Raw genomic sequence first — 26989 nt, forward strand, 5'->3', positions numbered from 1 at the left:
CCCATGTCCGTCATCAACTACCTGCACGTCGTGCTGAGGACGCGCCTCGCCGAGCTACGGAGGGACGGCGAGCGGGGCGACAGCCCCGTACCCACCGCCGTGATCATCTTCGGCCTGGTCGCCGTCGCGATGGCGGTCACCGCCGCCGCCCTCGGCGCGGCCAACGACTGGATGAGCAACATCCCGAAGCACCAGGACCCGAAGTAGCCCTGGTCCGTGAGCCGCGCAGACTCCTCGCCGGGGCGCCGGGCCGTCGCCCGGTGCCCCGCCCGGCCGCCCGCACCAGCCGCCGTTCGCTGCGGCATGGCCGCCGCCCGCCGTCCCTGGCTGGCCGTGGCCCGGCGGCTGGCGGCCGGCGGCGCCGACCGGGGGGCCAACCCGGTCGAGTTGGCGGTGGCGATGCCGGCGATCCTGCTGCTGCTCTTCGCCTCGATCCAGACCGCGGCCTGGTTCGTCGCCCGTTCCACCGCGCTGAACGCCGCGCAGAGCGCGGTCAACGCGCAACGGCTGTACCAGGCGCCGCCCGGGGCCGGCGAGGCCCGGGCCACCCGCTTCCTCCGGGCCGCCGGCGGCTGGCTCGTCGACTGGGACAAGCCCGGCCCGAGCTGCGAGAGCAGCACGACCGAGGTGACCTGCACGGTGCGCGGGCGCTCCCTCTCGGTCGTCCCCGGGGTCAGCTTCCCGGTGCGCCAGACCGCCCACGGGACGGTGGAACGGTGGACCACGCCGTGAGCCGTACCGCCGAGCGGGGCTCGGTCTCGATCGAGGTGGCGGTCCTCGCCCCGGCCTTCATAGCGCTGATCGTGCTGGCCGGCGTCGCCGGGCGTACCGCCGTGGCGGCCGAGGCCATCGACGCCGCCGCCCACGACGCCGCCCGCGCAGCCTCGATCTCCCGGGACGCCCGTACCGCCCGCGCGGCGGCCCGGGACGCGGCCCGCCGGCAGCTCGACTGGCGCGGCCTGGAGTGCACCGGCACCCCGGAGGTGACCTTCAGCGGCGCGGTGCGCGGCACCCCGACCAGCTTCGACGCGGCCTTCCGCAGCCCGGCCGGCCGGGACGCCTCGGTCACCGTCCGGATCGCCTGCACCGTGTCCTACCGGGACCTGCGCCTGTCCGCCCTGCCGGGAATGCCCGCCGGCAGCCGGGTGTCGGCGAGCTTCACCTCGCCGCTGGACCGCTACCGGAGCCGGGGATGAGCGGCGACCAGGGCGGGCCGGGGCGGCGCGGCGGGCGGGACGAGGGCCGCGTGAGCGTCTTCCTCGCCGTGGCCATGGTCGGCGTCCTCGCCGTCATCGGCATGGCCTTCGACGGCGCGGGTCAGCTACGCACGTTGCAGCGCGCCGACAACCTCGCGGCCGAGGCCGCCCGTGCCGGCGGCCAGGCCATCGACCGGGCCACCGCCATCGCGGGCGGGCCGACCCGGATCAACCGCCCCCAGGCGCGCCGGGCCGTCGCCGCCTACCTCGCCGCGGCCGGCGCCACCGGCCACACCGTCAGCTTTCCGGTCGTCGACGGGGAGACCCGGGTCCGGGTACGCGTCACCGTCACCCACCACAGATCCATGCTCGGCCTGTTCGGCTTCGACGAGACCGTCACCGTCTCCGGCGAGGCGACCGCGCGGCCGCTCACCGGGGCACCGTAGGAAGGAAGGCAGCCATGGCCGCATCGGGGCGTTCCGCCGTACGGCGGGTCGGACACATCCTGACCGGGTTCGGCGCGCTCGTCGTGCTCTGCGCGGTGCTGGTCGGCGCGCCCGTGGCGCTGCTCGCCCTCGCCGGCAACCCGCTGCCCGACCACCTGCCCACCGTCGCGGAGATCGGCGCGACGCTGACCAGCCGCGACGACGGGCGGCTCTTCCTGCGGGCGCTGGCGCTGGCCGGCTGGTTCGGCTGGGCGACTTTCGCCTTCTCCGTGCTGGTGGAACTCTGCGCGCAGGCGCTGCGCCGGCCGGCGCCCCGGCTGCCGGGGATGAGCCGTCAGCAGCGGGCCGCCGCCGCACTCGTCGGTTCGGTCGCGCTGATCCTGGCGGCCAGCCCGGCGGCGAGCGCGGCGGCGACGGTCACCGGCCCGTACGCCCTGCCGGCGACGGCCACGCCGACGACCAGCCTGGCCTCCGCCGCCCGGCCCGCCCCCATTCCGGCCGCCGCCGACGACGGGGTGGCGGTCTACCGGGTGGCCCGGGGCGATCACCTCGGCACCGTGGCCGAGCGCTACCTGGACGAGTTCGCCGACTACCGGGAGCTGGCGAAGCTGAACCGACTCGGCGACCCCGACCGGATCCACCCGGGCCAACTGCTGAAGCTGCCCTCACAGGCCGATGACCAGGGTGCCCGGCGGCACGCGACCGGCCGCCTCGTCGCGCGCCCGGCCCCGCCCGCGCCCGGCCGCCCGGCCCCCGCACCCGCGCCGGAGCGGGCCGCGCCGACACAGCCCACGCCGGAGCAGGCGGCGCCGAAGCCGACCGCGCCGGAGCAGGCTACGCCCGGTCGAAACGCGTCACCGTCACCGGCGACCGAGGCTCCGGCCCCGCCACGAACGGACGCGGGTGGCGGCGACACCCCGACGGTGACGGTGGGAGCCGCCCGGGCCGGCGAGCCCGACCGGGTGAACCGACCGCTCGCGGTCTCCGCCGTCCTGGCGGTGGCCAGCATCGTCGGCGCGCAGATCGGCGCGGTCCTGGGCCTGCGCCGCCGCCCGACCCAGGTGCCGGCCGGCGACATCCCGATCGGCCGCCACCGGCGTCCCTGACCTGCGGCCGGGAAGCTCGGCGAACCGGCGGGGGCCGATCAGGGCAGCCGGGTCTCCAGGACGCCGTTGACGACCCGGGTCGGCAGGGTCTGCTGGTCGTTGCCGGACGGCCCGTGCACGACCTCGCCGCCGTTGAGCCGGAACGCGCTGCCGTGCCACGGGCAGACCACGCACGCGTGCCCGTCGATCTCCTGCACCTCGCCCTTGCCCAGCGGGCCGCTCTGGTGCGGGCAGCGCTCAAGCATGACGGTGACGTCGTCGCCGTGCCGGTAGAGGATCACCGAGACGTCGTCGACCTCCCGGGTGATCAGCTTCCGCTGCGGCAGGGCGGACATGTCCGCCAGCGCGTGCCAGCCGTCGCTCATCCGGTGCAGCTCGGAGATGCTCTGGTTGACCTGCGCACCCTGCTTGTACGCCAGGTGCCCGCCGAGGTACGCCCCCATGCCGGCGGCGCCGAGCCCGAGGAAGCCGAGCGTACGGCCGAGGTTGTGCCGGCCGGCCATCCGGGCGGCGACCGAGCCGGCGTAGAACGTCAGGCCGACGCCGTTGGCGGCGGCGTGCACCAGGCCGACCCGGCGCTGGTCGCGGGCGAGGGCCGCCCAGTCGTTGAGCCCGGCGATCGCGGCGGGCAGCGCACTGACCGTGCCGACGGCGCACAGGGTCGCGGCGGCCCGGCGCTGCCCCGGCCTCAGGTCCAGCACCGCCGTGCTGAGCCACGCGCCGACCGGCACCTGCACGAGCGCCGGGTGCAGCGGATGGCCCAGCCAGACGCCGTGCAGCAGGTCGCGGACCCGCCGCGGGCGGAGGGTGGCCTGGACGGCACGCTGCAACCGGTCGCCGACCCTGTCCAGGCCGGACGCCTGCTCGATCTTCGTCAGTAGTGCTCGCACCCGTACCGACTTCCCGGCAGGAGCGACCGCAAACCGGTCGCCGGTGACGGATCCGCAGCGGCACGTGACGAGGGCCGTGCCGGCCCCGAACCGGACGCGCCCGGCGGCGGCTGGGCGGCGTCCGGAGAGGACGGGCGGGCATGGAAATCCGGTCGCGGGCAGCGCCGCGTGCGGCCAGTGTGTTCCGGGTGTACGCACTCTCCTCCAGCCCCGTGCCGGCCGGCCGACCGGCGCCCCGGCTGATCGTCGCGCTCGGCCGGCCCGAAGCCGTGCCGCCGCCGCTGCTGATGCTGCTGGGCATGCTGTCCACCCAGGTCGGGGCGGCCGTCGCCAAGCAACTGTTCGGCAACACCAGCGCCGGCGGTACGACCACGCTGCGGCTCGGCTTCGCCGCACTCATCCTGCTGGTGCTGGCCCGGCCAGGGCTGCGCCTGGGCTGGCGTACCGCCGGCCTGGTCGGGGCGTTCGGGCTGACCCTGGCGATGATGAACCTCGCCTTCTACGCGGCCCTGGAACGGGTGCCGCTCGGCGTCGCGGTCACCATCGGTTTCGCCGGTCCGCTGCTGGTCTCGCTCGCCGGCAGCCGCCGGCTCGCCGACGTGGCGTGGGCGGCGCTGGCCGGCGGCGGGGTGCTGCTGCTCAGCGGGCTCGGCGGCACCGGGGTGGACCGGCTGGGGCTGCTGTTCTGCGTCGCCATCGCGGTCGGCTGGGCCGGCTACGTGCTGCTGGGCAAGGCGGTCAGCGCCCGGGTGCCGGGCAGCCGGGGTCTCGCGCTGGGCATGGCGGTCGCCGCGCTGGCCGTGCTGCCGTTCGGGGTCGCCGGTAGCGGCACGGCGCTGCTCGACCCGTGGACCCTCGCGCTGGGTGCCGCGGTGGCGCTGCTGTCGTCGGTGCTGCCGTACTCGGCGGAGCTGGCCGCGCTCCGCCGGATGCCCGCCCGGGTCTTCGCGATCCTGCTCAGCCTGGAGCCGGCGATCGGCGCGCTCGTCGGGCTCGTCCTGCTGGGCGAGGTGCTGGCCTGGTCGCAGGCGGCCGGGGTGGCCTGCGTGGTCGGCGCGGCGCTGGGCGCCACCCTGGTCCGCCCGCAGCGGCCCGACCGGCTCTGACGCCACTGGCGCCGCCGGCGCCCTCGGGGGGATGCTGTCCCGATGGGGGTACGCGTCGAACGCGCCGCGGCGGTGACCACGGTGATCCTGGACCGGCCGGCGGCCCGCAACGCGGTCGACGGGCCGACGGCACGGGCGCTGGCCGACGCGTTCCGCGCCTTCGAGGCCGACCCGGAGGCGGCGGTGGCCGTGCTCTGGGGTGCCGGCGGCACGTTCTGTGCCGGGGCCGACCTGAAGGCCATCGGCACCCCGAGCGGCAACCGGGTCGAGGCGCAGGGCGACGGCCCGATGGGTCCGACCCGGATGACACTCAGCAAGCCGGTGATCGCCGCGATCTCCGGTCACGCGGTGGCCGGCGGGCTGGAGCTGGCGCTCTGGTGCGACCTGCGGGTGGCCGAGGCCGACGCGGTGCTCGGGGTGTTCTGCCGGCGCTGGGGGGTGCCGCTGATCGACGGGGGCACGGTCCGGCTGCCCCGGCTGATCGGCGAGAGCCGGGCGATGGACCTGATCCTCACGGGGCGGCCGGTGCCGGCCGAGGAGGCGTACGCCATGGGGCTGGTGAACCGGCTGGTCGCGCCGGGTGAGTCCCGGGCGGCGGCCGAGCGGCTGGCGGCCGAGATCGCCCGGCATCCGCAGACCTGCCTGCGCAACGACCGGGCCGCCGTGCTCGCTGGGGCCGGCCTGCCGGAGCCGGCGGCGCTGGAGGTGGAGTTGGCGTACGGGATGGAGTCGCTGGCCGCCAACGCGCTGGCCGGGGCGGCCCGCTTCGCCGCCGGCGAGAGGTAAGGAAGGGCCCCTTCCTAACGCATAGCGTTAGGAAGGGGCCCTTCCTTACACAAGGTGGGTCAGTTGCGGTTGATGGTGAACGTCGAGGTGGTGTTCTGGATGTCCACCGCGTTGTTGCTCAGCCGCAGGTTGTTGAAGGTGACCGACCCGACGGCCGGCCCCTGTCCCGCCTCCGGCATCGGGTTGGCCCAGATGCCGAAGCCGGACTTCGCGTCGTACGCGTCTCCGCTCTTGCGGGCTCCGCTGATGGAGACGTTGGTGAAGACCGTGTCGGTGACGGGGAACTGCGGCTGCCCGCCGACGTAGTTGGTCTGGAACATGATGCCGCTGTAGGTCGGGTCGACGATGTCGACGTCGCTGACCCGGATGCCCTGGAACACCTTCGAGGCGGAGAAGACCCAGATCGCCGGGAAGGTCTGCGCGCCCCAGAAGTGCCCGCCGGCCCGGACGATCGAGATGTTCTCGAACCGGGTGGGCGGGTCGGCGCCGAAGCCGTTCATCGGGTAGCCGAAGTCGAGCGAGCTGATGGTGATGCCGGAGTAGACGAGCGTGTCCGCGATGTAGATGTTGCGGAACGTGTTGCCGTAGCCGCCGTAGACGGCGACGCCGGCGGCCCGCCAGGTCAGCGTCGAGGTCAGGTTCTCGTAGACGTTGTCCTTCATGTCGGCGCCGCCCGCGTCGATCGCCGAGAACAGCGCGAAGCTGTCGTCGCCGGTGGCCCGGGCGTCGTTGTTGCTGACCAGGTTGTTGGTGCTCCCGTTGGTCATGTTGATGCCGTCGGCGAACATGTTCCGGATCCGGGAGTTCTTGATCGTCATGTAGTCGGTGTTCGCGCCCCAGTAGAGGCACACCATGTGCTCGTTCCAGATGTTGTCGATCACGATGTTCGACACGTTGGAGAAGTCGAACACCTTGCCCGGCCCGTCGATCCGCGAGGTGTAGTTGCCGAAGTAGGCAAAGTTCGCGAAGGACGATCCGGCCGCCGAGTTCTCGGCCCGGAAGCCGATGTCGGTGTTGTCCTGGCCGGACGGGGCGTTGAACCGGGTGTACCAGGGCCCGGCGCCGGTCACCTTCACCGCCTTGCCGTACACCTGGAACTTCGACGCCGTGGAGTAGCTGCCGGCGGGCAGGTACACCCCGACGAGGTTGCCGGTGGCGTCCATCCGCACCCGGTCCAGGGCGTTCTGCACATCCTGGTGGGTGAAGCCGGTCGGCGTGGCGTAGCGCGCCGGGTCCGGGTTGGCGATCGGCGAGACCTGCTCGGTGTTCATGAAGTCGATCGCGTACGTGGTGGTGTTGGCCGGGTCCTTCTGCAGGCGGATCCTGCTACCCGCCGGCACGGTCGAGTTGAGCATGACGTTGGCCTCGTCGTAGATGTGCCGCGGTCCGCCCGCACTCGGCGAGTTGCCCGGGCTGGCCTCGTTGCCGTAGAGCCAGGCGTACCGGGACGTCAGGTCGATGGCCTTGTGGAACGTGCCGTTGACGTAGACGTTCAGCGTCGAGTTGATGCCGCCCCCGCCCGGGGCGTCGGGGATGGAGAAGCGGGTGACGAGCGTGTTGGTGCTGGCCCGGGTGGTCCACTCGACGTAGCTGCCGGTCGAGTTGAGGGTCACCGCCCGCCGGCCGGACGCCTCACCGGCGAGGTCGCCGACGGTCCGGTTCGGCCCGACGACGCTGGCGCCGCCGCCGACCACGCCGTCCTCGGCCTCGTACATGTCGTACGGCATGTTGGCGCCGCGCCCCACGAAGAGCGGGCGCTCGCTGGTGTTGTTGCCCTGCTTGACCGGCAGCTCGTTGCCGTCGGCGGCGAGCACCACCCGGACGGTGTACCGGCCGTTCGCGGCGGTCCAGGTGCCCAGGTTGACCGGGCCCACGGTGGCCCCGGCGTTGATCACCCCGGAGTACGAGCCGGTCAGGGTACGCACGGCCGTGCCCGCCTCGTTGAGCACGGTGAGCGTGATGCCGTGCGCGCCGGAGGCCGACGCCACGCTGCCGGCGTTACGGATCGACACCGAGAAGCTGACCGTGCTGCCGGCCGCCGGGTTGCCCGGCGACCAGGCGACCGCCGAGGCGACCAGGTCGGAGCTGGCGACCGGGCTGACCACCAGCGGGCTCGGGTTGGTGTAGCTGTTGTTGGTGTCGTCCTGCTCGACGACGGTGTTCGACTCGTCGACCTTCGCGCTGAGCGGGTAGCTGCCCGCGTCCCGGGTGCCGATGTTCGCCGAGACCGTGGTCGACGCGCCGGCCGCCAGGCCACCGACCGACGCGGTGCCGACCCGGTTGGTGCCCAGGTAGAAGTTGACGTTGGTGGCGCCGGAGGCCGCCGTGCCGGCGTTGCGCACGGTGGCCGAGAGCGTGACGGCGCTCGTCTCCACGGGCGCGGACGGGCTGAACGACATGCCGGTCACGGTCAGGTCGGGATTCGGCGCGGGGGTGCCGATGACCTGGAACTCGGCGACCTGACCGGCCGGGGCACCGGTGTTCGAGGCGATCGAGAGCCGCACGTCGGCCGCCGCGCCGGAGACCGGGATGGTCACCGTGTTGCCGCTGGCCGGGTTGAAGCCGTAGTTCGCCGCGCCGACCAGCGTGGTGAAGGTCGAGGAGCCCTGGTCCCGGCCGAGCACGGTGATGTTCTGCGTACGCGCCCCCCACGCCGAGTCGGGGTTCAGCTTCAGCACGACCTGGCTGAGGCTGGCGTTGGCGCCGAGCTGCACGGTCAGCGTGCTCGGGTTGCCGTTGCCCTCCCAGTAGGTGGCCACGTTGTTGTCGTTGGCGTTTGTCGCCACGAACGTGTGCACGTGCCCGGAGGCGGCGATCGGCTTGCCGACCGCCAGGTTGCTGCCGACCGGCGGGTTGCCGGTGCCGGTCCGGGTCACGGTGTTGCTGTTCGCCGACTGGTTGCCGGCCGCGTCCTTGGCCCGGACGTAGTAGGAGACCGTGGCGCTGTCCGGCTGGCTGTCGGTGTACGTCAGCGTGGAACCGTTGACGCTGCCGCGCAGCCCGCCGTTGGCGTACACGTCGTAGCCGGTCACGCCGACGTTGTCGGTGGACGCGGACCAGGTGAGCCGGATCTGCCCACTGGCGGGCTGGGTGTACGCCAGGTTCCCGGGGACGCTGGGGGCCTGGGTGTCCGGGTTGCCGGCGGCGCCGTAGACCTCGACCTCGGAGAACTGGCCGGCCGGCCAGCCGGTGTTGCCGGTGACCTGCACCCGCACGTACCGGGTGCTGGCCGCGGTGAAGCTGACGGTCGCGGTGTTGCCGGTGGCCGGGTTGAAGGTGTAGGTGCCGGATGCCTTCAGGGTGGTGAACGACGAGCCGTTGGTGGAGCCGAGCACCGACAGCGTCTGGGTGCGGGTCTGCCAGTCCGACGTCGGCGGCAGTTTGAGCACCACCCGGTCGACGGTGACGGTGGCGCCGAGGTCGGCCTGGATCCACTGCGGGAACGCGTTGTTGGCGCTCTCCCAGTAGGTGGCCGCGTTGCCGTCGTTCGCGTTGCTCGCCACGTAGTTCTGGTTGTGGCTGCTGGCGCTCATGGTGGCGGCGAGCCCGGCGAGCAGGGCCGCGCGGGCGGCAGCCGCCGACGGGTCCGCCGCCGGTGCGGCGGCCGCCGGGGTCACGGCGGGAACGGCGGTGAGGAGCAGCCCGGCGAGCACGCCGGCGAGCAGCCGCCGGTGGGCCGGCCGCCGCGCCGACCGGGTCGACCGTGGGGCGGGATCGGGCGCGCCGATCGGCGGACTGCCCTGTCTGGTGCCGTTTCTGGACATGGGGTGGCTACACCTCTTTCGGGGGTGGGGTGTGGGTGCGTTGCCCGGCTACGGGTGCAGGGGTACGCCCGCCGTGCCGCGACAGGGTGGGGGAGGTGCGGGACGGATCAGTCGGACCGGGCCACGCTGCGCCGGGCCGCCCGTGCCGGGGTGCCCCCGCCCGGGATGGGCGGGGGCACCCGACCTAGCTGGCGTAGACCTCGAACTCGCTGAGCTGGCCGGCGGGCCAGCCGCTGTTTCCCGTGAACGTCAGCCGCAGGTACCGCTGGCTGGTCGCCGCGAAGGTCACGGTGACCGTGTTGGCGCTGGCCGGGTTGAAGGTGTAGCCGGCCGACGCCTTGAGAGTGGTGAACGACGAGCCGTCGGTGGAGCCGAGCACGGACAGCGTCTGGGTCCGGGTCTGCCAGGCCCACGACGGCGGGAGCTTCAGCACGACGCGGGACACCGACCGGTTGGCGCCCAGATCGACCGTCACCGACTGCGGGAAGGCGTTGTTCGCGCTCTCCCAGTAGGTGTTGGCGTTGCCGTCCACGGCGTTCGGGGCGGCGTACACGTCGGAGTGGCTGGTTTCGGTGATCGGCCGCCCGGCTGCCAGGTTCCCGGTGGCCGGCGGCGGGGTCGTCGGCGGCGGTGTGGTGGGCGGCGGGGTGGTCGGGGGCGGCGTGGTGCCGCCGCCGTAGACCTCGAACTCGGAGAGCTGTGCCGCCGACCACCCGGTGTTGCCGGTGACCGTCAACCGGACGAACCGGCGTCCGCCGGACGGAAGCGGGATCGACACGGCGTTGCCGGCGGCCGGGTCGAAGGTGCGTCCGGCCGATCCGGCGAGCGTGGCCCACGACGAGCCGTCCGTGGAGCCGAGCACCGACAGGGTCTGGGTCCGTCGCTCCCAGCCGGCGGGCAGTTTGAGCACCACCCGGTCGACGGTGCGCGCCGCGCCCAAATCGACGGTCAGCGACTGCGGGAAGGCGTTGTTCGCGCTCTCCCAGTAGCTGGCCGCGTTGCCGTCCACCGCGTTCGCCGGCACGTAGTTCTGGTTGACGCTGGACGCGGTCACCGGCCGGCCCTGCGCCAGGTTCCCGCCGGTCGGGGGCGGCGTGGTCGGCGGGGGCGTGGTCGGCGGCGGGGTGGTCGGGGGCGGGGTCGTCGGGGGCGGGCTGGTCGGGCCGCCACCCCACTGCGGCTGCGGCCAGGGCCCGCAGTACGGCGTCGGCGTGTACCAGCCGGAGTTGCCGGTGCCCTGGGTGATCTGGAAGCCGCTGCCGACGCAGTTGTGCATCGGGTTGGCCTGGGCGATCCCGGTGGCCCGGACGTTGGTGAACGACACCTGGCTGGGCGCCTGCACCTGGAGGGCGTACGTGCCCGCGCCGTCGATCCGTACGTTGTTGAAGCTGATCCCGCTGGTCTGCCCCTCGATCCAGTGCAGCGCCGCGTACGAGCTGTCCAGGATGTCGGTGTCGGTGACGTTGATCGACGCGCCCTGGATCGGTTCGTTGAGCGCGGAGAACCAGATCGCGCCGACGCCGAACTGCCAGTTGTAGTCCGAGTTGCCGTTGCGGATCAGGGTGTTGCGGGCGACGGTGATCGTCCCGGAGACGGCGGTGGGGCCGGTCACGCCGGGATAGCGGTTGGCGACGTGGATGCCGCCGCCGTTGGTGACCGAGTCGGCCGTGACGTTGTCGGTGATCTTGATGTCCCGCCCGCCGTAGGTGACCAGGTGGTTGGCGAGGATGGTCACGCCGATCGTGTTGCGGGTGAAGGAGTTGTTCACGTTCGGGACGCTCTGCGCCCACATCGCGAGGGCGTCGTCGCCGGTGTTGCGCACGAACGTGTTGGTCACCGTGGAGTTGGTGACGCCCCAGTGGAAGTTCACCCCGTCGGCGGTCTGGTCGAGGATCCGGCTGTTGCGGATGGTGAAGTTGTCCATCGGGCCGTCCATCCAGGCCCCGACCTTGGTGTGCTGCATCCAGACGTTGTCGACCACCGAGTTCGACATCGCCCCGCCGATGGCGTTGACCTGGTCGTCGTCGATCCGCTCCCGGATGTCGCCGATGATGGCGAAGTCGCGCAGCGTGACGTTGCGGCTGGGGCCGCCGGCCTCGTGCGGCCGGATCTCGCCGCTGTAGCCGCCGCCGGGCACGTACTTGCCGTAGATGCCGGCGGCCCGCTTGCGGTCGGTCGGGTGCCGCCCGCCGAGCACCGAGTACCACGGGCCCGCCCCGCGCAGCGTCACCCCGTCGACGACGACGTGGTCCCAGAGGGTGAAGGTGCCCGTCGGGATCCAGACCTCCCGGCCCTGCGCCCTGCCGGCGTCCACCGCCGCCTGGAACTTCGCGGTGGAGTCGGTCGCCCCGGTCGGGTCCGCGCCGAAGTCGGTGACCACGTCGAGCGCTCCGGCCGGCTTGGCGATCGCGTTGCCCACCAGCTCGAAGTCGGCCAGGTCGATGGTGAAGGTCGGCGACTGGGCGGTCGAGGAGACCTGGAGGCGGATCTTCGTACCGGCCGGGTACGTGGTGCCGAACATCGTCCGGGTCTCGTCGTAGAAGTGGTGCGGGTTGGTGTCGCCCGGGTTGTTGTTGAACGGGTACCCGCCGTAGTACCAGCCGTACCGCGAGGTCACCGGCACCGCCTTGACCAGGGTGCCGTTGGCCCGCAGGTCGATGCTGGCGTCCCGGCCGGTGCCGGCGGCGTTGTCGGGCAGGCTGTACCGGAAGGTGACCGCGTTGGCCGGCGCGGTCAGGGTGAACTCGACGTACTCGCCGACCGCGTCGAGGGTGACCGCCTCGCGGCCGGAGGCCTCGGACGGCAGCGTGCCGTAGCGCCGGTCCGGGCCGATCCTGGTGCCCGTGTGCGCGACCTCCTCCGCCTCCTGCTCGACGAACGGGACGGTGGCGCCCCGGCCGGGAATGTCGAACGGGGAGAGCCCCGCCGCCTGGGCGGGAGTGGCGGTGCTGGTCAACGCGATGACGGTGAGCGAGGTCGCGGTGAGGGCGACGCCGGCGAGGGCGGCGATGCCCGCCCGGGTCCTGACTCCTGGGGGCGCGTGCGGGGTGGCGGTGGCGTGGTCGGGCATCGGTAGAGCTCTCCCTTTTCTCGGTGGTCCAGGTCCCCCGTGCGTTACGGCGTGGCGCTGGAGCGACGTACCTCCTTCTCGGGATCGGGGTGGCGCGGTGCCGGCGGCCGGGACGGGCCGCCGGCACCGCGCGAGGGGTCAGGCTGGCCCGGCCCCGGCCGGTTCGGCGGTACGCAGCCAGACGGCGGTGTCCGGCGGAAGCAGGTCGTCGTCGAGCGGCCCGCTGACGAGCAGTCGATCGGTGTGCGGCGGCAGCGGCACCGCGACGTCGGAGAGGTTGACCAGGCAGGTGAAGCCGGGTCGACGGTAGTAGGCGAGCACCCCGTCCGGGGCGGGCAGCCAGGTCATCGACCCGTCGCCGAGAGCCGGCTCGGCCCGCCGGATCCGGATCGCCGCCCGGTACAGCTCGAGCATCGAGGACGCGTCGCCGGTCTGCGCCCGGACGGTCTGGTCCTTCCACCCGGCCGGCTGGGGCAGCCAGGGCGCGGCGGCGCCGTCCGGGCTGAACCCGAACGGCGGTTCGTCACCGGCCCAGGGCAGCGGCACCCGGCAGCCGTCCCGGCCCGGGTCGATCCGGCCCGAGCGCTCCCACATCGGGTCCTGGCGCAGCGCGAACGGGATGTCCTCGACCTCCCAGAGGCCCAGCTCCTCGCCCTGGTAGACGTAGGCGGCGCCGGGCAGCGACAGCGACAGCAGCACGGCGGCCCGGGCCCGGCGGGTGCCCAGCTCCAGGTCGGTGGGCGTGCCCTCGCGCTTCGCCGCGAAGCTGAACGTGGTGTCCTCACGGCCGTAGCGGGTGACGTGCCGCGTGACGTCGTGGTTGGAGAGCACCCAGGTTGCCGGCGCGCCGATCGGCGCGTGGGCGCTCAGGGTGCCGTCGATGCTGTCGCGCAGCGCCGTGGCGTCCCAGGCGCAGCCGAGGAAGTCGAAGTTGAACGCGGCGTGCAACTCGTCCGGGCGCAGGTAGTTGGCGAACCGCTGCCGGTCCGGCATCCACACCTCACCGATAAGTGCCCGGTCGCCGGGGTACTCGTCGGCGATCCGCCGCCAGGCACGGTAGATCTCGTGCACGCCGTCCAGGTCGCGGAACGGGTGCGGCCGGTCCGGCAGGGTCTCGGGCAGCGTCCCGTCCTTGACCAGCAGCCCGGCCGAGTCGATCCGGATGCCGGCCACCCCCCGGTCGAACCAGAACCGCAGGATGTCCTCGAACTCCGCCCGCACCCTGGGGTGGTCCCAGTTAAAGTCCGGCTGCTCGGCCGTGAACAGGTGCAGGTACCAGTCGCCGGGTGTGCCGTCCGGGTTGGTGGTCCGGGTCCAGGTCTCGCCGCCGAACTCGCCGACCCAGTCGGTGGGCCGCTGGTCTCCGTTCGGGCCCCGGCCGGGCCGGAACCAGAACAGCTCCCGCTCGGGCGCGTCCGGCCCGCCGGCGAGGGCCGCCTGGAACCAGGGGTGCGCGTCGGAGCAGTGGTTCGGCACCACGTCGACGATGGTCCGCATGCCGAGCGCGTGGGCCTCCGCGATCAGCGCCTCGGCCTCGGCCAGGGTGCCGAAGACCGGGTCGATGTCGCGGTAGTCGGAGACGTCGTAGCCGGCGTCGGCCATCGGGGAGGGGTACCAGGGACTGAACCAGATCGCGTCGACGCCGAGCGCGGCCAGGTGATCGAGCCGGGACCGGATGCCGGCGATGTCGCCTATGCCGTCGCCGTCACCGTCGGCGAAGCTACGTGGGTACACCTGGTAGATCACCGCTCCACGCCACCACGGACTGTTGTCTGCTGTGGACACGGACACCTGCTTTCTGCGTCGGCACGTCGGCGTGACCGCCGGCCTGGATGTGTTGTCGGGCGAACGGTCGTTGGTCGCCGACGGGGGTCTCGGTGGTGGTGATGTGGTGTTGCGCCGGTGCGGCCGGCCCTATCCCTTGAGGCTTCCGGTGGTCAGGCCGGACATGATGTTGCGTTGGAAGATCAGGAAGACGATGACGGTCGGGATCGCGGCGATGACCGACGCGGCGACCACCACGTTCATGGGCGTGCCGCCCGCGAAGGCGTAGATGCCGACGCTGACCGTGCGGGTCTCGGGCGACGGCATGACCAGCTTCGGCCAGAGGAAGTCCTTCCAGACCGCGGTGACGGCGAAGATCGAGACCACCCCGAGGATGGGGCGCGACATCGGCAGGACGATCGACCAGAGCGTGCGCAGCGGCGTCGCCCCGTCCATCAGGGCGGCCGACATCAGGTCCTCCGGGATCGAGTCGAAGAACCGTTTCAGCAGGAAGATGTTGAACGCGTTCGCGACCAGGGGCAGCCAGATCGCGAACGGCGAGTCGAGCAGGTTGATGTGCAGGATCGGCAGGTCGATCACGGTCACGTACTGCGGGACGATGAGGACCATCGCCGGGATCATCAGCGTCGCCAGCATCAGGCCGAGGATCGCGTTGCCGAAGATCGGCCGGAGCTTCGACAGGGAGTACGCCGCGGCGGTGTCGAAGACGAGTTGGAACAGCACCGCGCCGGCCGCGTAGTAGAACGTGTTGAACAGCAGCTTGGCGAGATCCAGGTTGTTCCACGCGTCGACGTAGTTCTGCGGCTGCGGATCCTTCGGGAACAGCGACGGCGGGGTCTGCGCGATCTCCTGGCCGGACTTGAGCGCGCCGGTGACCATCCAGTAGAGCGGCCCGAGGAAGACGAGCGTGAACACCGCGACGACGACGGCGAGCAGCGTCCAGTAGACGACCTTGCCGCGCCCCCGCCGGAGCTGGGCGTGGGAGATGAGGGTCCGGGTGCCGGAATCCTGTGCCATTCCTCGTCCGTCCTAGTCCTGTTTCGCAGTCAGCCGCACGTAGACGGCGGAGAACCCGGCCAGCACCACGAGCATGATCACGCCGAGCGCCGCGGCGCCGTTGAGGTCGTTCTGGAAGAAGCCGTGCTGGTAGATGAGGTACGCGACCGAGGTCGCCGAGTCCTCCGCACCCGCGCCGTTGGCGAGGATCAGCGGCTCGATGAACAGCTGCATGGTGGCGACGATCTGAAGCATCGCCAACAGGGCGAGGATCAGCCGGGTCTGCGGGATGGTCACGTGCCGGATCCGCCGCCAGACCCCGGCGCCGTCCAGCTCGGCCGCCTCGTAGAGCTCGCCGGGGATGTTCTGCAGCGCCGCCAGGTAGATCAGCACCGCGCTGCCCATGTTCATCCAGGTCGACGCGAGGACCATCGCCGGCATCGTCATGTCGGGCGACTGCATCCACTGCGACGTCGGCAGGTGCAGCGCCTTGAGGATCGCGTTGAACAGCCCCGCCTCGCTGGGGTCGTACGCGTAGAACTTGAAGAGGAAGAGCGCCGAGGCCGGCGGCAGCATCACCGGCAGGTAGACCAGGATCCGCAGGTACCCCTTGGCGTGGCGGAACTCGTTGAGCAGGATCGCCACGAAGAACGGCACCACGTACCCGAGGACGAGCGCGAGGACCGTGAAGTAGAAGGTGTTCTTCCAGGCGGTCCAGAAGCTCGGGTCGTCGAGAATGCGGGCGTAGTTGTCCCAGCCCACCCAGGTCGTCTCGCCGCGCCGGGTGCGCTGGAAGCTCATCACGACGCCGCGGATCATCGGGTACCAGGAGAAGACGACGAAGCAGAGCACCGCACCGATCAGGAACGCGTGCCCGGTGAGGTTGTCCCGTACCTTGCGGCCGAGGCTCGTACGCCGCGGCCCTGCCGGGGACGGCGGTGCGGGGCGGGCCGTCTCGCTGACGGCCCCCGGGGCGGAGATGATCGCCAAGGCAACTCCTGGTGAGTCGGTGACCGGAGGGTGCGGTGCGGTGCGGATCGGGTGGGGACGGGCCGCCCCCACCCGATCGGGATCACTTTCCTGCGGCGAGAAGCTGGTTGACCTTGTCTTCGGCCGTCTTGAGGAGCGCGTCGACGTTCGCGTTCGGGTTCGTCAGCACCCCGGACATCGCCGCGTCGAGCACCGCGTAGACCGCCTGTGCGTTACGCGGTTCGCCCTTGATCGGGACCGGGGTCGCCTCGAAGAGCGTGAAGTTCGCGGTGTCGACGTTCGCGTTCGCCTTGCGCAGTTCGAGTTCCTGCTTCTGCGCGTCGCTGCCGTTGGCGAAGAGCAGCGGCTGGGGCAGGCCGACCGGGTAGTTCTGCGGCTTGGCCCGCACGTAGTCGAACTGGCCCTTGCCCGGCGTCAGCTTCTGGTACGCGATCCACTTCAGACCGGCCTTGACCTGCTCGGGAGAGAGCCCCTTCTTGAAGAAGTAGCCCTCGCCGCCGCCGAGCGTGCCCTTCGCCGACCCGTCCTGGCCGGGCAGCGGAGCCATCGCCCAGTCCTGGAACTTGCCCTGGAACTGGCTGACGATCGCCTGGGTGCTGTCCGGCGCGCCGATGAACATGCCCACCTTGCCGGCGGCGGCGTTGGTGAGCAGGTCGCCCCACTGGAGCAGCTGGCGGCTGCCCATGCTGTTGTCGCCGTACCGCATGTCCTTGAGGTTCTGCAGGACCTGCTTGCCCATCGCGTTGTTGAAGTCGGCCTTCTTGCCGTCCGCCGTCAGCACCTGGCCGCCCTGCGAGTAGAGCAGCGAGGTGAAGTGCCAGCCGCCGGTGTTGCCGGCGCTGTACTCCGAGTAGCCGGCGATTCCGTTGCCGAGCGCGGCGATCTTCTTGGCGGCGTCCCGCACCTCGGGCCAGGTCTTGGGCGGGTTGTTCACGTCGAGCCCCGCCTGCTGGAACAGGACCTTGTTGTAGACCAGGCCCATCGAGTAGTTCTTCACCGGGACGGCGTAGAGCTTGCCGCCGTCGCTGAAGACCTCCTTGAGCGCCGGGTCGACGCTGTCCCAGGTCGGCACGGTGTCCTTGTTGGCGTACTCGCCGATGTCCATCGCCTGACCGGAGTCCAGCACCTGCTGGAGGTCGGTCATGTACCCGTAGAACACGTCGGTCACGGTGCCGCCGGCCAGGCGGGCGGTGAAGTCCGGCGGGTTGTTGCACTGCTCGCCGACGCTCACGCTCTTGATGACGATGTCCGGGTTCTGCCGCTGGAACTCGGCGACATCGTCGTTCCAGTTCTGCAACAGCTCCTTCTGGGAGCCAACCGGCTGGCAGTCGACCGTGATGGTGACCTTGCCGCCTGCGGTCGAGTCGTCGTCGCTCTTCGTGGAGCATGCCGTGAGGCTGAGCCCCAGGCCGGCCACGAGCGCTAACGCCGCAGCCTTCCGGTACTGCGGTACGGACATCTGTCCATCCCTTCGGGAACGGGTGTCTCCATGACCTTCGCTGACCTGCGGTGATCGTCACCGCGGCGATGCTCTCTGCTGTTTTGTGTCCGTGCGACCCGGTCCCCGCGACTTCCTGGGGGCCGGGCCAGGGTGGAGTCACTGTAACGAGGCCGACTCATTCCAGCAAGGTTTCGATCGTGGTCTGAAAGAACACGACTTGGTGACGAGATATCCCGACAGGAACGTGTGAATCGTGCAGAATCTGCCACTTCGTGCCTATTTTGGCGCCCACAATCGGGACTTCGACGCCGATGGATCAGGGCCGCGTCACTCGCGCGGGCACGACAGAACGGCTACCGGAACGACGAAACCGGCCGCCGACCGCGAGCAGGCGGTCGACGGCCGGAGCGTCGTTCGGCGGCCGGTTTGCGGCCGGGTCAGTGGGCGGAAGCCGAGCCGGGTCAGCGGCCGGGTGCGGGCCGGGTCAGCGGCTGGGTGCGGGCCGGGTCAGCGGCCGGGTGCGGGTGCGGTGGAGCCGCGCACCACCAGCTCGGGCTCGAACAGCAACTCGTCGTGCAGCACCCCGGCACCCTCGATCTGGGTGACCAGCAGGTCCACCGCGGCCTGCCCCATCGTCTCGATCGGCTGCCGCACCGTGGTCAACGGCGGGTCGGTGCAGGTCATGAAGGCGGAGTCGTCGAAACCCACCACCGACACGTCGGTCGGCACCGCGCGCCCCAGCCGCCGGGCGGCCCGGATGGTGCCCAGGGCCAGCACGTCGCTGGCGCAGATGATGCCGGTCACGCCACGCTCGACCAGCTTGGTCGCCGCGACCCGCGCCCCCTCCATGGAGAAGTTGGAGCGCTCGACGTACTCGGTGTCGTCGGTCCAGCCCGCGACCTGCACCATCGCGTCCAGCTTGCGCCGGGACGGCACGTGCCCCTCCGGGCCGAGCACCATGCCGATCCGCTCGTGCCCGAGCGAGCGCAGGTGCCCGTACGCCTGCTCGACCGCCACCGCGTCGTCGCTGGACACCCTCGGGAAGCCCAACTCGTCGACGCCCGCGTTGACCAGCACCACCGGCAGCCCCCGGTCGGTCAGCCGCCGGTAGTGCTCGTGCGAGGCGTCGACCAATGCGTACGACCCGCCGGCGAAGATGACCCCGGAGACCTGGTGGTCCAGCAGCATCTCCACGTAGTCCGACTCGGAGACCCCGCCGATGGTCCGGGCGCAGAGTGCGGGGGTGAACCCGCGCTGGGCCAGCGAGCCGGTGACCACCTCGGCGAGCGCCGGGAAGATCGGGTTCTGCAACTCGGGGAGCACCAGCCCGACCAGCCGGGCCCGCTCGCCCCGCAGCTTGGTCGGGCGCTCGTAGCCGAGCACGTCCAGCGCGGTGAGCACCGCGGTCCGGGTCGCCTCGGAGACGCCACCGCGCCCGTTGAGCACCCGGCTCACGGTGGCCTCACTGACGCCCGCCTTGCGGGCCACCTCGGTCAGCCGTTTCGTCACGGCCGCAATCCTACGTCGTGCGGCTGCAAGAAATGAACAGGGATCTGCCGCCGGACGTCAGGACGGCGACGTCAGGTTGCGCAACGCCTCCTGGACGGCGCGGTGGAAGGTCGGGTACGCGTAGATCATGTGGCGGAGCTGGGTCAGCGGCACGGCCGCGTGCACCGCCACCGCCAGCCCGGAGAGCACCTCGCCACCGGCCGGCCCCACCGAGGTCGCGCCGACGAGCACGCCCTGGTCCGCGTCCGCGACCAGCTTGACGAAGCCCTCGTTGCCGCTCTTGTGGATCCAGCCGCGGGTCGACGACGGCAACTCGGCGAGGCCGACCTGCACGTTGACGCCCCGCTCCCGGGCCTGCCGCTCGGTGAGGCCGACCGCGCCCACCTCGGGGTCGGTGAAGGTGACCCGGGGCAGCGCCCGGTAGTCGGCGCGCGGCACCGAGCCGGCGGAACCGCTCGACCCGGTCGCGCCGAGCGCGCTGGCCACGCCGGCCGCGCCGCCCACCACGCTGGCGGTGCCGCTGGGATCGGCCCCGCCGTCGGCGCGCCGCGCGTGGTCGAGCACGTCGGCGACGACGATGCCCGCCTGGTACATCGCGACGTGGGTGAACGCGCCCTCGCCGGTGACGTCGCCGACCGCCCAGATCCCCTCGGCGACGTGCATCCGGTCGTCGACGGCCAGGTAGCGCCGGCCGGCGTCCAGCCCGACGGTGTCCAGGCCCAGCTCGTCCAGGTGGGCGCGGCGGCCGGTCACCACCAGCAGCCGCTCGGCGGTGAGCGCCGTCCCGCCGGTCGCGTGCAGGGTGAAGCCGTCCGCGTCGTGGCTCACCCGTTCCGCCCGTACCCCGGTGTGGATCTCCACCCCGTCGGCGCGCAGCGCGGCGGCGGCCAGCTCGGACGCCTCCGGTTCCTCGACGGCGAGCACCCGGTCCAGGGCCTCGACCACGGTGACCCGGACGCCGAACCGGGCGAAGACCTGGGCCAGTTCCAGCCCGATCGCCCCGCCGCCCAGCACCAGCAGCGACGCCGGCAGCTCCTCGACCTCGATCGCCTGGCGGTTGGTCCAGTACGGCGTGTCGGCCAGGCCCTCGACCGGCGGCACGGACGGCCTGGTGCCGGTGCCGAGCACGATGCCCTGCCGGGCCTCGAAGACCCGCTCGCCGACCCGGACCCGGCCGGGCCCGTCGAGGCGGGCGCTGCCCCGGACGAACCGCCCGCCCTTGCCGGTGAACCGCTCCACCGCGGCCGTGTCGTCCCAGGTGTCGGTGGCCTCCTCGCGGATCCGCCTCGCCACCGGCGCCCAGTCGGGCCGGACCTCGGCGGAGCCGGCGAGGCCGTCGACGCGGCGGGCCTCGGCGATCACGTTGGCCGCCCGGATCATCATCTTGCTCGGGATGCAGCCCCAGTACGGGCACTCCCCGCCGACGAGGTCACGCTCGACGCCGACGACGGTCAGCCCCGCCTCGGCGAGTCGCCCGGCCACCTCCTCGCCGCCGACACCGAGCCCGATCACGACCACGTCCACAAGTTCCGGATCCGCCATCCCGCCAGCATCGCGCACCGCCCGGCGGTGGGCCAGCCGGTCGCCGGGAAACCCGCGACCGGGTCGACGCGCACCGGCCGATCCCTCACGGGCGGTGGCCGGCGGGTCCGAGGGGCTCCCGCACGATCGGGCCGACGGCCGGCCCGGGAATCACCACCGGGGTGCCGGCCGGAACGAGCAGGGCGCGGGCGGCCACCGCCAGCCGGCGACTGCGCGGCACCAGCGCCCGGGCGGCGAAGACGTCGTAGTCCTGGGCGGCCACCTCGTCCAGGATGCCGCCGTACAGCGCGTACGCCGTGCGCATACAGGCCTGGGAGGCGGGCGAGAGCAGGGTTATCCCGGGGGCCGCGGCGGCGTAGTGCGCCTGGGCGCGGGCCACCTCGTACGCGATGAGCTGCCGGATCCGGGGCGAGGCGCGGTGCCGGGCGCGCGCCTCGGCCAGCTCCTCGCGGGTGACGCCGAACAGGGCCAGGTCCTCGTCGGGCAGGTAGGTGCGCCCCCGGTCGAGGTCCTCGGCCACGTCCCGGACGAAGTTGGTGAGCTGGAAGGCGAAGCCGAGCTGCCGGGCCGGTTCCCGGGCCGCCACCGGGTCCGAGCTGCCCAGGATCGGCAGCATCATGGTGCCGATCACCGCCGCCGAGCCCTCCATGTAGCCGAGCAGGTGGTCGTAGGTGCGGTACGAGGTGACCGTCAGGTCCATCGCCATGCTCTTGAGGAACGACGCGAAGTCGTCCTGGTCGAGACCGAAGACGGCGATCGTGTGCAGCACGGCGGGCAGCAGCGGATCGTCGACCGGCTCGCCGTGCAGCCCGGCGACGAAACGGCCGGCCCAGTCGTCGAGTCGCGCGGCGCGGTCGGCCGGCGGCAGCTCCTCGGTCCGGTCGACGATCTCGTCGGCGTAGCGCGTGAATCCGTACAGGGCGTGCACATGCCGTCGTTTCCAAGCGGGGAGCAGCCGCGTGGCGAGATAGTAGGTACGGCCGTGTCGGCGGTGCAGCTCACGGCAGCGGTCATAGGCAGCGGTGAGATCCGTGTCCACCCGGCCCTCCTCCGAAATCGACTCACCAATCGACGCAACTCGTAACCCTAGGGTACGCTCGGCCGCATGGCCAACGACGCAGTTGCGGGTGGCGCGCTCCAGGTGGCCGGCCCGGCCGATGGGGACGACCCGGTCCGCGTGGTCCTGGCCGCGTACACGAAGGACCTGGTCGACGCCGTGGAGGACACCCTCGGCACCTTCCTCGCCGCCGAGGTCGACGCGCTGACCGAGATCGACGCGGCGATGGGTGGATTCGCCGCCACGGCGCGTGACTGCGTACTGGCCGGCGGCAAGCGGGTCCGCCCCACGTTCGCCTACTGGGGATGGCGTGGCGCGCTGGGCTCCGCGGGCGCACTGCGGCCGGTGCTGCCGGCGTTCGCCGCCCTGGAACTGCTGCACACCTTCGCCCTCGTGCAGGACGACGTGATGGACGCCTCCACCACCCGGCGGGGCCGGCCGACCGCGCACGTGGCGCTGGCCGCCCGGCACACCGAAGCAGGCCACCGGGGCGACCCGCGCCGGTTCGGCGAGGCGGTGGCGGTGCTGATCGGCGACCTCTGCATGGTCTGGGCCGACCGGCTCCTCGCGCACGCCGCCCTGCCGCCGGACCGCCTGCTCGACGTCCGGCGCTGCTACGACCAGATGCGCGTGGAGACCGTGGCCGGGCAGTTCCTCGACGTGCTCGGCGAGAACGACGCGGCGAACTGGTCGGTCGACCGCGCGCTGCGGGTCGCCCGCTACAAGACCGCGAGCTACACCGTGCAGCGACCGCTGCTCTTCGGCGCCCGGCTGGCCGGCGTCGGGGCCGACGCACCGCTGACCGCCGCCTACACCCGCTACGGGATCGCGGTCGGCGAGGCGTTCCAGCTCCGCGACGACCTGCTCGGTGTCTACGGCGACCCGGCGGCCACCGGCAAGCCCGCCGGCGACGACCTGCGCACCGGCAAGCCGACCGTGCTGCTCATGCTGGCCCGGCAGCTCGCCACGCCGGCCCAGCGACGCGCGCTGGACCGGGCCGGCCAGGGCGTCGGGGCCGGGGACACGGCCCGGCTCGCCGAGTTGGTCGCCGACACCGGGGCGGTCGACCAGGTCGAGCTGATGATCTCCGGCCGGGTCACCGAGGCGCTGACCGCGCTCGACACGGCGTCGATCGACGAGACGGCGCGCACCGCGCTCGCCGGCCTCGCCACCGCCGCCACCAGCCGACAGGCATGATGGGCAACTTCGCACAAGGAGGTGGTCGCGTGCGCACCGTTGGCGGGCGTACGGACCGGGTGGTCGTCGTCGGTGCCGGGCTGGGCGGGCTGGCCTGCGCGCTGCACCTGGCCGGCAGCGGTCGACAGGTGACCGTGCTGGAACGCGAGCCGGTGCCCGGCGGCCGGGCCGGCCGGCTCGGCGTCGACGGCTACGAGTTCGACACCGGCCCCACGGTGCTCACCATGCCGGAGCTGATCGCCGAGGCGCTCGCCGCGGTCGGCGAGGAGCTGGACGACTGGCTCGACCTCACCCCGCTCGACCCGGCCTACCGCGCGTACTACCCGGACGGCTCGACACTCGACGTCATCACCGACACCACCCGGATGGCCGCCGAGATCGCCCGGGTCTGTGGTCCCCGGGAGGCCGACGGCTACCTGCGCTTCGTCGACTACGCCCGCAGGCTCTGGCAGTGGGAGCGCGCCGACTTCATCGAGCGCAACCTGGACGCGCCCACCGACCTGCTCACGGGCAACCTCGTGAAGCTGCTGGCGGGCGGTGCCTTCCGGCGACTCCAGACGAAGATCAACCAGTTCTTCCGGGACCCGCGTACCCAGCGGATCTTCTCCTTCCAGGCGATGTACGCCGGCCTCGCGCCGCACGACGCGCTGGCCATCTACGCGGTCATCGCGTACCTCGACTCGGTGGCCGGGGTCTACTTCCCGCGCGGCGGCATCCACGCGGTCTCCCGGGGCATGGCCGGCGCCGCCGAGAAGCACGGCGTCGAGATCCGGTACGGCACGACGGTGACCCGGGTGGAGACCGCGAACGGTCGGGCCACCGGCGTGCTCACCGCCGACGGCGAGCTGATCCCGGCCGACGTGGTCGTGCTCAACCCCGACCTGCCCGTCGCCTACCGCGACCTGCTGCCGGCAACCCGCCAGCGCCGGCTCACCTACTCGCCGTCCTGCGTGGTCCTGCACGTCGGTTCGCGGCAGGGATATGGGAAGATCGCCCACCACAACATCCACTTCGGACGGTCGTGGAAGGGCACCTTCGATGAGGTCATCCGGCGGGGCGAGCTGATGAGCGATCCGTCGCTGCTGGTCACCAACCCGAGCCGGACCGACCCGTCGGTGGCGCCCGCCGGGCGACACAGCTACTACGTGCTGGCCCCGGTGCCCAACCTCGACCGGGCGCCGTTCGACTGGCGGGGCGACCTCACCGACCGCTACGCCGACCAGCTCGTCAGGACCCTGGAGGAACGCGGCTACGTCGGTTTCGGCGCGGGCGTCGAGGTGCTGCGGGCCGTCACCCCGGCCGAGTGGGCGGAGCAGGGCATGGCCGCCGGCACCCCGTTCGCCGCCGCCCACACCTTTTCCCAGACCGGCCCGTTCCGCCCGTCGAACCTGCACCGGACGCTGTCGAACGTCGTCTTCGTCGGCTCGGGCACCCAGCCGGGGGTCGGTGTGCCCATGGTGCTCATCTCTGGCAAGCTCGCCGCCAGCCGCGTCACCGGAAGATCCTGATGACCCCTTCCCGCCGACCCGAGAGGCACCTGCCGTGACCACCCGCGAGAAGCACCTCGTCGAGCTCGTCGACGAGGCCGGGCGGCCCCGGGGCGAGACCACCGTGTCCGCCGCGCACCAGCCGCCGGGTCAGCTCCACCGCGCCTTCTCGGTGCTGCTCGTCGACCCGGGCGGCCGGGTGCTGCTGCAACGGCGGGCCCCGGTCAAGACCCGCTTCCCGCTGCGCTGGGCCAACTCGTGCTGCGGCCACCCGGGGCCGGGCGAATCCCTGGTCGAGGCCGCCAACCGCCGGCTCCGCGAGGAGCTCGGCGCCGGCCCGGTCGAGCTGACCGAGGTCGGGGTGTACGTCTACCACGCCGAGGACCCGACCACCGGCCGGGTCGAGTTCGAGTACGACCACGTCCTGCGGGGCGACTTCCGGCCCGGCGCCCCGCTGCTGCCGGACCCCGACGAGGTGGCCGAGTTGCGCTGGGTCGACCCCGCCGCGCTGGCGGCCGACCTCGACGCCGACCCCCACGCGTACGCACCGTGGCTGGGCGGCGTGGTCGACCAGCTGCTGCGCGCCCCGGGGCCGGCAGGCAGCCCGACCAGCCCGGCAGGCAACCCGACCGACCCGGCCACCACCCCGGCCGGTCCGGCGACGGACGACGCGGCGGAGCGGCCAGGTGGCCGATGAGGCGCTGAGCGCGGGAGCCGTCGCCCGCCGCCTGGGGGTCGCGGTGACCACCCTGCGCACCTGGCACCAGCGCTACGGGCTCGGGCCCAGCGAACACGTCTCCGGGCAGCACCGGCGCTACACCCCGGCCGATCTCGCTCGGCTGGAGATCATGAGGCGGCTCACGGGTCAGGGCGTCGCCCCGGCCGAGGCCGCCCGCTGGGCCTGCCGCGCCCCGGAAGCCGCGCCCACCGACGTACGCCCGCCAGCGGGGGCCACCGGCGGGCGGGACGGCGGCGGGCTGACCATCCCGGTCGGCCGGGCCGGGCCGGCGGCCCGTGGGCTGGCCCGCGCCGCCATGCGGCTCGACTCGGTGGCCATCAGCGCGACGATCGCCGAGGCCGTCGAGGCGCACGGGGTGATCGCCACCTGGGACGGGCTGCTGCGCCCGGTGCTCGTCGGCATCGGGGACCGGCACGCCGCCACGGGTGCCCTGATCGAGGTCGAGCACCTGGTGTCACGCTGCGTCTCGGAGGCGTTCGCGGCGGTCGCCCGGGGCGGCACACCCGCCGGGCCGCCGCACGTCCTGCTGGCCTGCGCCGACGAGGAGCAGCACAGCCTGCCGCTGGAGGCGTTCGCCGCCGCGCTCGCCGAGGCCGGGGTCGGCTACCGGATGCTCGGCGCGCGGGTGCCGACGCCCGCGCTGGCCGAGGCCGTCAACCGGACCGGGCCGGCCGCCGTGATGATCTGGTCGCACACCCGGGAGACCGCCGATCCCGCCCAGCTCGACGCCCTGCTCCGCGCGCCCCGCCGGCCGCCGCTGGTGCTCGCCGCCGCCGGGCCGGGCTGGCAGGCGGACACGCTGCCCGCCGGGGTGGTGCGCCCGGTCGACCTCACGGAGGCCGTCTCGCTGGCGCTGGCCGTACGCGACTTCGCTGGACCGGGCGCCGGACTGACCGGGGAGCCGGCGGACTGACCGGGGGTGCCGGGGCGGCACGCCGTCCACTAGCGTCGGGAGGTCCGCCGACCCCGACCCTCCGGGAGCGAACGATGCGCCCACGCGCTGTGCTGGCCTCCGGTCTGTGCCTGGCCCTCCTGCTCGGCGGCTGCGGCGACAGCACCACGAGCGATCGGAAGAACGCCGGCCCCAGCCCCGTCGCCTCGGCCCCGCTGCCGGCCGAGCCGTCTCCCGCCACCCCCGCGCCGACCCGCAGCCTCGACCCCAGGCGTCCGGTCCGCCCGTTACCGCCCAAACTGCCGGCGGGCCTGCACCGCACGACCGGCGTACGGGCGGTGGCGTTGACCTTCGACGACGGGCCGGATCCGGTCTGGACGCCGAAGGTGCTCGACCGGCTCCGGGCAGCCCGGGTCACCGCCACCTTCTGTGTGGTGGGCACCCAGGCCCGACGCCACCCCGACCTGGTCCGGCGGATCGTGCGGGAGGGCCACCAGCTCTGCAACCACAGCTGGCACCACGACATGGATCTCGCCCGGCGGCCGGCCGCCGAGATCCGGCGCGACCTCGCCCGCACCAACACGGCGATCCGGGCGGCCGTGCCCGGCGCCAAGGTGCCCTTCTACCGGCAGCCGGGCGGCCGGTGGACGCGCGAGGTGGTGACGGTCGCCAAGCAGCTCGGCATGCGGTCGCTGCACTGGAACGTCGACCCGCAGGACTGGGGCAAGCCGACCGCCCCGACGATCACCAAGCGGGTACGCGCCGCTGCCCGGCCCGGCTCGGTCGTGCTGCTGCACGACGGAGGCGGTAATCGGGCCGCCACGCTGGCCGCCTGCCCGCACCTGATCACCGACCTGAAGCGCCGCTACGGCGTCACCCGACTCCGCTAGACCCCCGCTGACCTGGGGATTTGTGGGCGGTTGTGGCCAGGGCCATACCGGTTTGGTCCAGGGACCGACCATCACGTAAGCTATCGAAGCCTCCGGCGGG

General features: G+C 72.8%; 22 protein-coding genes. 12 read left to right on the forward strand and 10 right to left on the reverse strand.

What is annotated here, in order from left to right; all coding sequences use genetic code 11:
* The first annotated feature begins 3 nt into the window (after window positions 1-3).
* From ABZ809_RS00715 to ABZ809_RS00735, 5 genes are all read left to right on the forward strand, one after another.
* A complete protein-coding gene (locus ABZ809_RS00715; protein WP_357560220.1) occupies window positions 4-207 on the forward strand; it encodes a hypothetical protein in 204 nt (67 codons plus the stop codon).
* A gap of 96 nt (window positions 208-303) precedes the next feature.
* A complete protein-coding gene (locus ABZ809_RS00720; RefSeq protein WP_357560797.1) occupies window positions 304-732 on the forward strand; it encodes a TadE family protein in 429 nt (142 codons plus the stop codon).
* Window positions 717-1196: a TadE/TadG family type IV pilus assembly protein gene (locus tag ABZ809_RS00725; RefSeq protein WP_357560221.1), complete on the forward strand. Its 480-nt coding sequence runs from the start codon at window positions 717-719 to the stop codon at window positions 1194-1196. Before ABZ809_RS00720 ends, ABZ809_RS00725 begins: the two co-directional genes overlap by 16 nt.
* Window positions 1193-1642 carry a hypothetical protein gene (locus ABZ809_RS00730; RefSeq protein WP_357560222.1) on the forward strand — a complete coding sequence of 150 codons (450 nt, stop codon included), beginning with the start codon at window positions 1193-1195 and terminating at the stop codon, window positions 1640-1642. Before ABZ809_RS00725 ends, ABZ809_RS00730 begins: the two co-directional genes overlap by 4 nt.
* Before the next feature lie 14 nt (window positions 1643-1656).
* Window positions 1657-2748, forward strand: coding sequence for a LysM domain-containing protein (locus tag ABZ809_RS00735; RefSeq protein WP_357560223.1), 1092 nt, complete (start codon window positions 1657-1659; stop codon window positions 2746-2748).
* Between the two features lie 38 nt (window positions 2749-2786).
* On the opposite strand, the gene ABZ809_RS00740 is transcribed toward ABZ809_RS00735, so the two are convergent.
* The gene (locus ABZ809_RS00740; RefSeq protein ID WP_357560224.1) at window positions 2787-3638 is read right to left on the reverse strand and encodes a Rieske 2Fe-2S domain-containing protein; all 852 of its coding nucleotides are present in this window, start codon (window positions 3636-3638) and stop codon (window positions 2787-2789) included.
* 188 nt (window positions 3639-3826) lie between these two features.
* Between ABZ809_RS00740 and ABZ809_RS00745 the strand changes: the two genes are divergently transcribed.
* Together ABZ809_RS00745 and ABZ809_RS00750 are read left to right on the forward strand one after the other, a co-directional pair.
* Entirely contained in the window at window positions 3827-4744 is a 918-nt protein-coding gene (locus tag ABZ809_RS00745; protein ID WP_357560225.1) for an EamA family transporter, read from the forward strand.
* Between the two features lie 42 nt (window positions 4745-4786).
* Window positions 4787-5530, forward strand: a complete 744-nt coding sequence (locus ABZ809_RS00750) for a crotonase/enoyl-CoA hydratase family protein (protein ID WP_357560226.1) — start codon at window positions 4787-4789, stop codon at window positions 5528-5530.
* Between the two features lie 59 nt (window positions 5531-5589).
* Here the strand turns inward: ABZ809_RS00750 and ABZ809_RS00755 are convergent, their stop codons facing one another.
* The 9 genes from ABZ809_RS00755 to ABZ809_RS00795 form a co-directional block, all read right to left on the reverse strand.
* The gene (locus ABZ809_RS00755; protein WP_357560227.1) at window positions 5590-9294 is read right to left on the reverse strand and encodes a discoidin domain-containing protein; all 3705 of its coding nucleotides are present in this window, start codon (window positions 9292-9294) and stop codon (window positions 5590-5592) included.
* A gap of 184 nt (window positions 9295-9478) precedes the next feature.
* Window positions 9479-12364, reverse strand: coding sequence for a discoidin domain-containing protein (locus ABZ809_RS00760; RefSeq protein WP_357560228.1), 2886 nt, complete (start codon window positions 12362-12364; stop codon window positions 9479-9481).
* 138 nt (window positions 12365-12502) lie between these two features.
* Window positions 12503-14149 carry a glycoside hydrolase family 13 protein gene (locus tag ABZ809_RS00765; protein WP_357560229.1) on the reverse strand — a complete coding sequence of 549 codons (1647 nt, stop codon included), beginning with the start codon at window positions 14147-14149 and terminating at the stop codon, window positions 12503-12505.
* A 129-nt stretch (window positions 14150-14278) separates the two neighbouring features.
* Complete coding sequence (locus ABZ809_RS00770; RefSeq protein ID WP_357560230.1) at window positions 14279-15166, reverse strand: carbohydrate ABC transporter permease; 888 nt, start codon at window positions 15164-15166, stop codon at window positions 14279-14281.
* 12 nt (window positions 15167-15178) lie between these two features.
* Window positions 15179-16135 (reverse strand): sugar ABC transporter permease, encoded by a 957-nt coding sequence (locus ABZ809_RS00775; RefSeq protein WP_357560231.1) that lies wholly within the window; start codon window positions 16133-16135, stop codon window positions 15179-15181.
* A gap of 82 nt (window positions 16136-16217) precedes the next feature.
* The gene (locus ABZ809_RS00780; RefSeq protein ID WP_357560232.1) at window positions 16218-17594 is read right to left on the reverse strand and encodes an extracellular solute-binding protein; all 1377 of its coding nucleotides are present in this window, start codon (window positions 17592-17594) and stop codon (window positions 16218-16220) included.
* Window positions 17595-18083: 489 nt separating this feature from the next.
* Window positions 18084-19085: a LacI family DNA-binding transcriptional regulator gene (locus ABZ809_RS00785; RefSeq protein ID WP_357560233.1), complete on the reverse strand. Its 1002-nt coding sequence runs from the start codon at window positions 19083-19085 to the stop codon at window positions 18084-18086.
* A 57-nt stretch (window positions 19086-19142) separates the two neighbouring features.
* Complete coding sequence (locus ABZ809_RS00790) at window positions 19143-20627, reverse strand: NAD(P)/FAD-dependent oxidoreductase (protein ID WP_357560234.1); 1485 nt, start codon at window positions 20625-20627, stop codon at window positions 19143-19145.
* A gap of 85 nt (window positions 20628-20712) precedes the next feature.
* Window positions 20713-21666 (reverse strand): phytoene/squalene synthase family protein, encoded by a 954-nt coding sequence (locus ABZ809_RS00795; protein ID WP_357560235.1) that lies wholly within the window; start codon window positions 21664-21666, stop codon window positions 20713-20715.
* 66 nt (window positions 21667-21732) lie between these two features.
* On the opposite strand from ABZ809_RS00795, the gene ABZ809_RS00800 reads away from it, so the two are divergent.
* The 5 genes from ABZ809_RS00800 to ABZ809_RS00820 all read left to right on the forward strand — a co-directional run bounded on the left by ABZ809_RS00800 (window position 21733) and on the right by ABZ809_RS00820 (window position 26889).
* Complete coding sequence (locus tag ABZ809_RS00800) at window positions 21733-22881, forward strand: polyprenyl synthetase family protein (RefSeq protein ID WP_357560236.1); 1149 nt, start codon at window positions 21733-21735, stop codon at window positions 22879-22881.
* Entirely contained in the window at window positions 22881-24389 is a 1509-nt protein-coding gene (gene crtI, locus ABZ809_RS00805) for a phytoene desaturase family protein (RefSeq protein ID WP_357560798.1), read from the forward strand. The genes ABZ809_RS00800 and crtI overlap by 1 nt, the downstream gene beginning before the upstream one ends.
* Window positions 24390-24423: 34 nt before the next feature.
* Complete coding sequence (idi, locus tag ABZ809_RS00810) at window positions 24424-25065, forward strand: isopentenyl-diphosphate Delta-isomerase (RefSeq protein WP_357560237.1); 642 nt, start codon at window positions 24424-24426, stop codon at window positions 25063-25065.
* Window positions 25055-26020 carry a MerR family transcriptional regulator gene (locus ABZ809_RS00815; protein WP_357560238.1) on the forward strand — a complete coding sequence of 322 codons (966 nt, stop codon included), beginning with the start codon at window positions 25055-25057 and terminating at the stop codon, window positions 26018-26020. The genes idi and ABZ809_RS00815 overlap by 11 nt, the downstream gene beginning before the upstream one ends.
* A 74-nt stretch (window positions 26021-26094) precedes the next feature.
* Window positions 26095-26889 (forward strand): polysaccharide deacetylase family protein, encoded by a 795-nt coding sequence (locus tag ABZ809_RS00820; protein WP_357560239.1) that lies wholly within the window; start codon window positions 26095-26097, stop codon window positions 26887-26889.
* The last annotated feature ends 100 nt before the right edge of the window (window positions 26890-26989 follow it).

The sequence above is a fragment of the Micromonospora sp. NPDC047074 genome (genome assembly GCF_040643815.1).
Lineage (GTDB): Bacteria > Actinomycetota > Actinomycetes > Mycobacteriales > Micromonosporaceae > Micromonospora.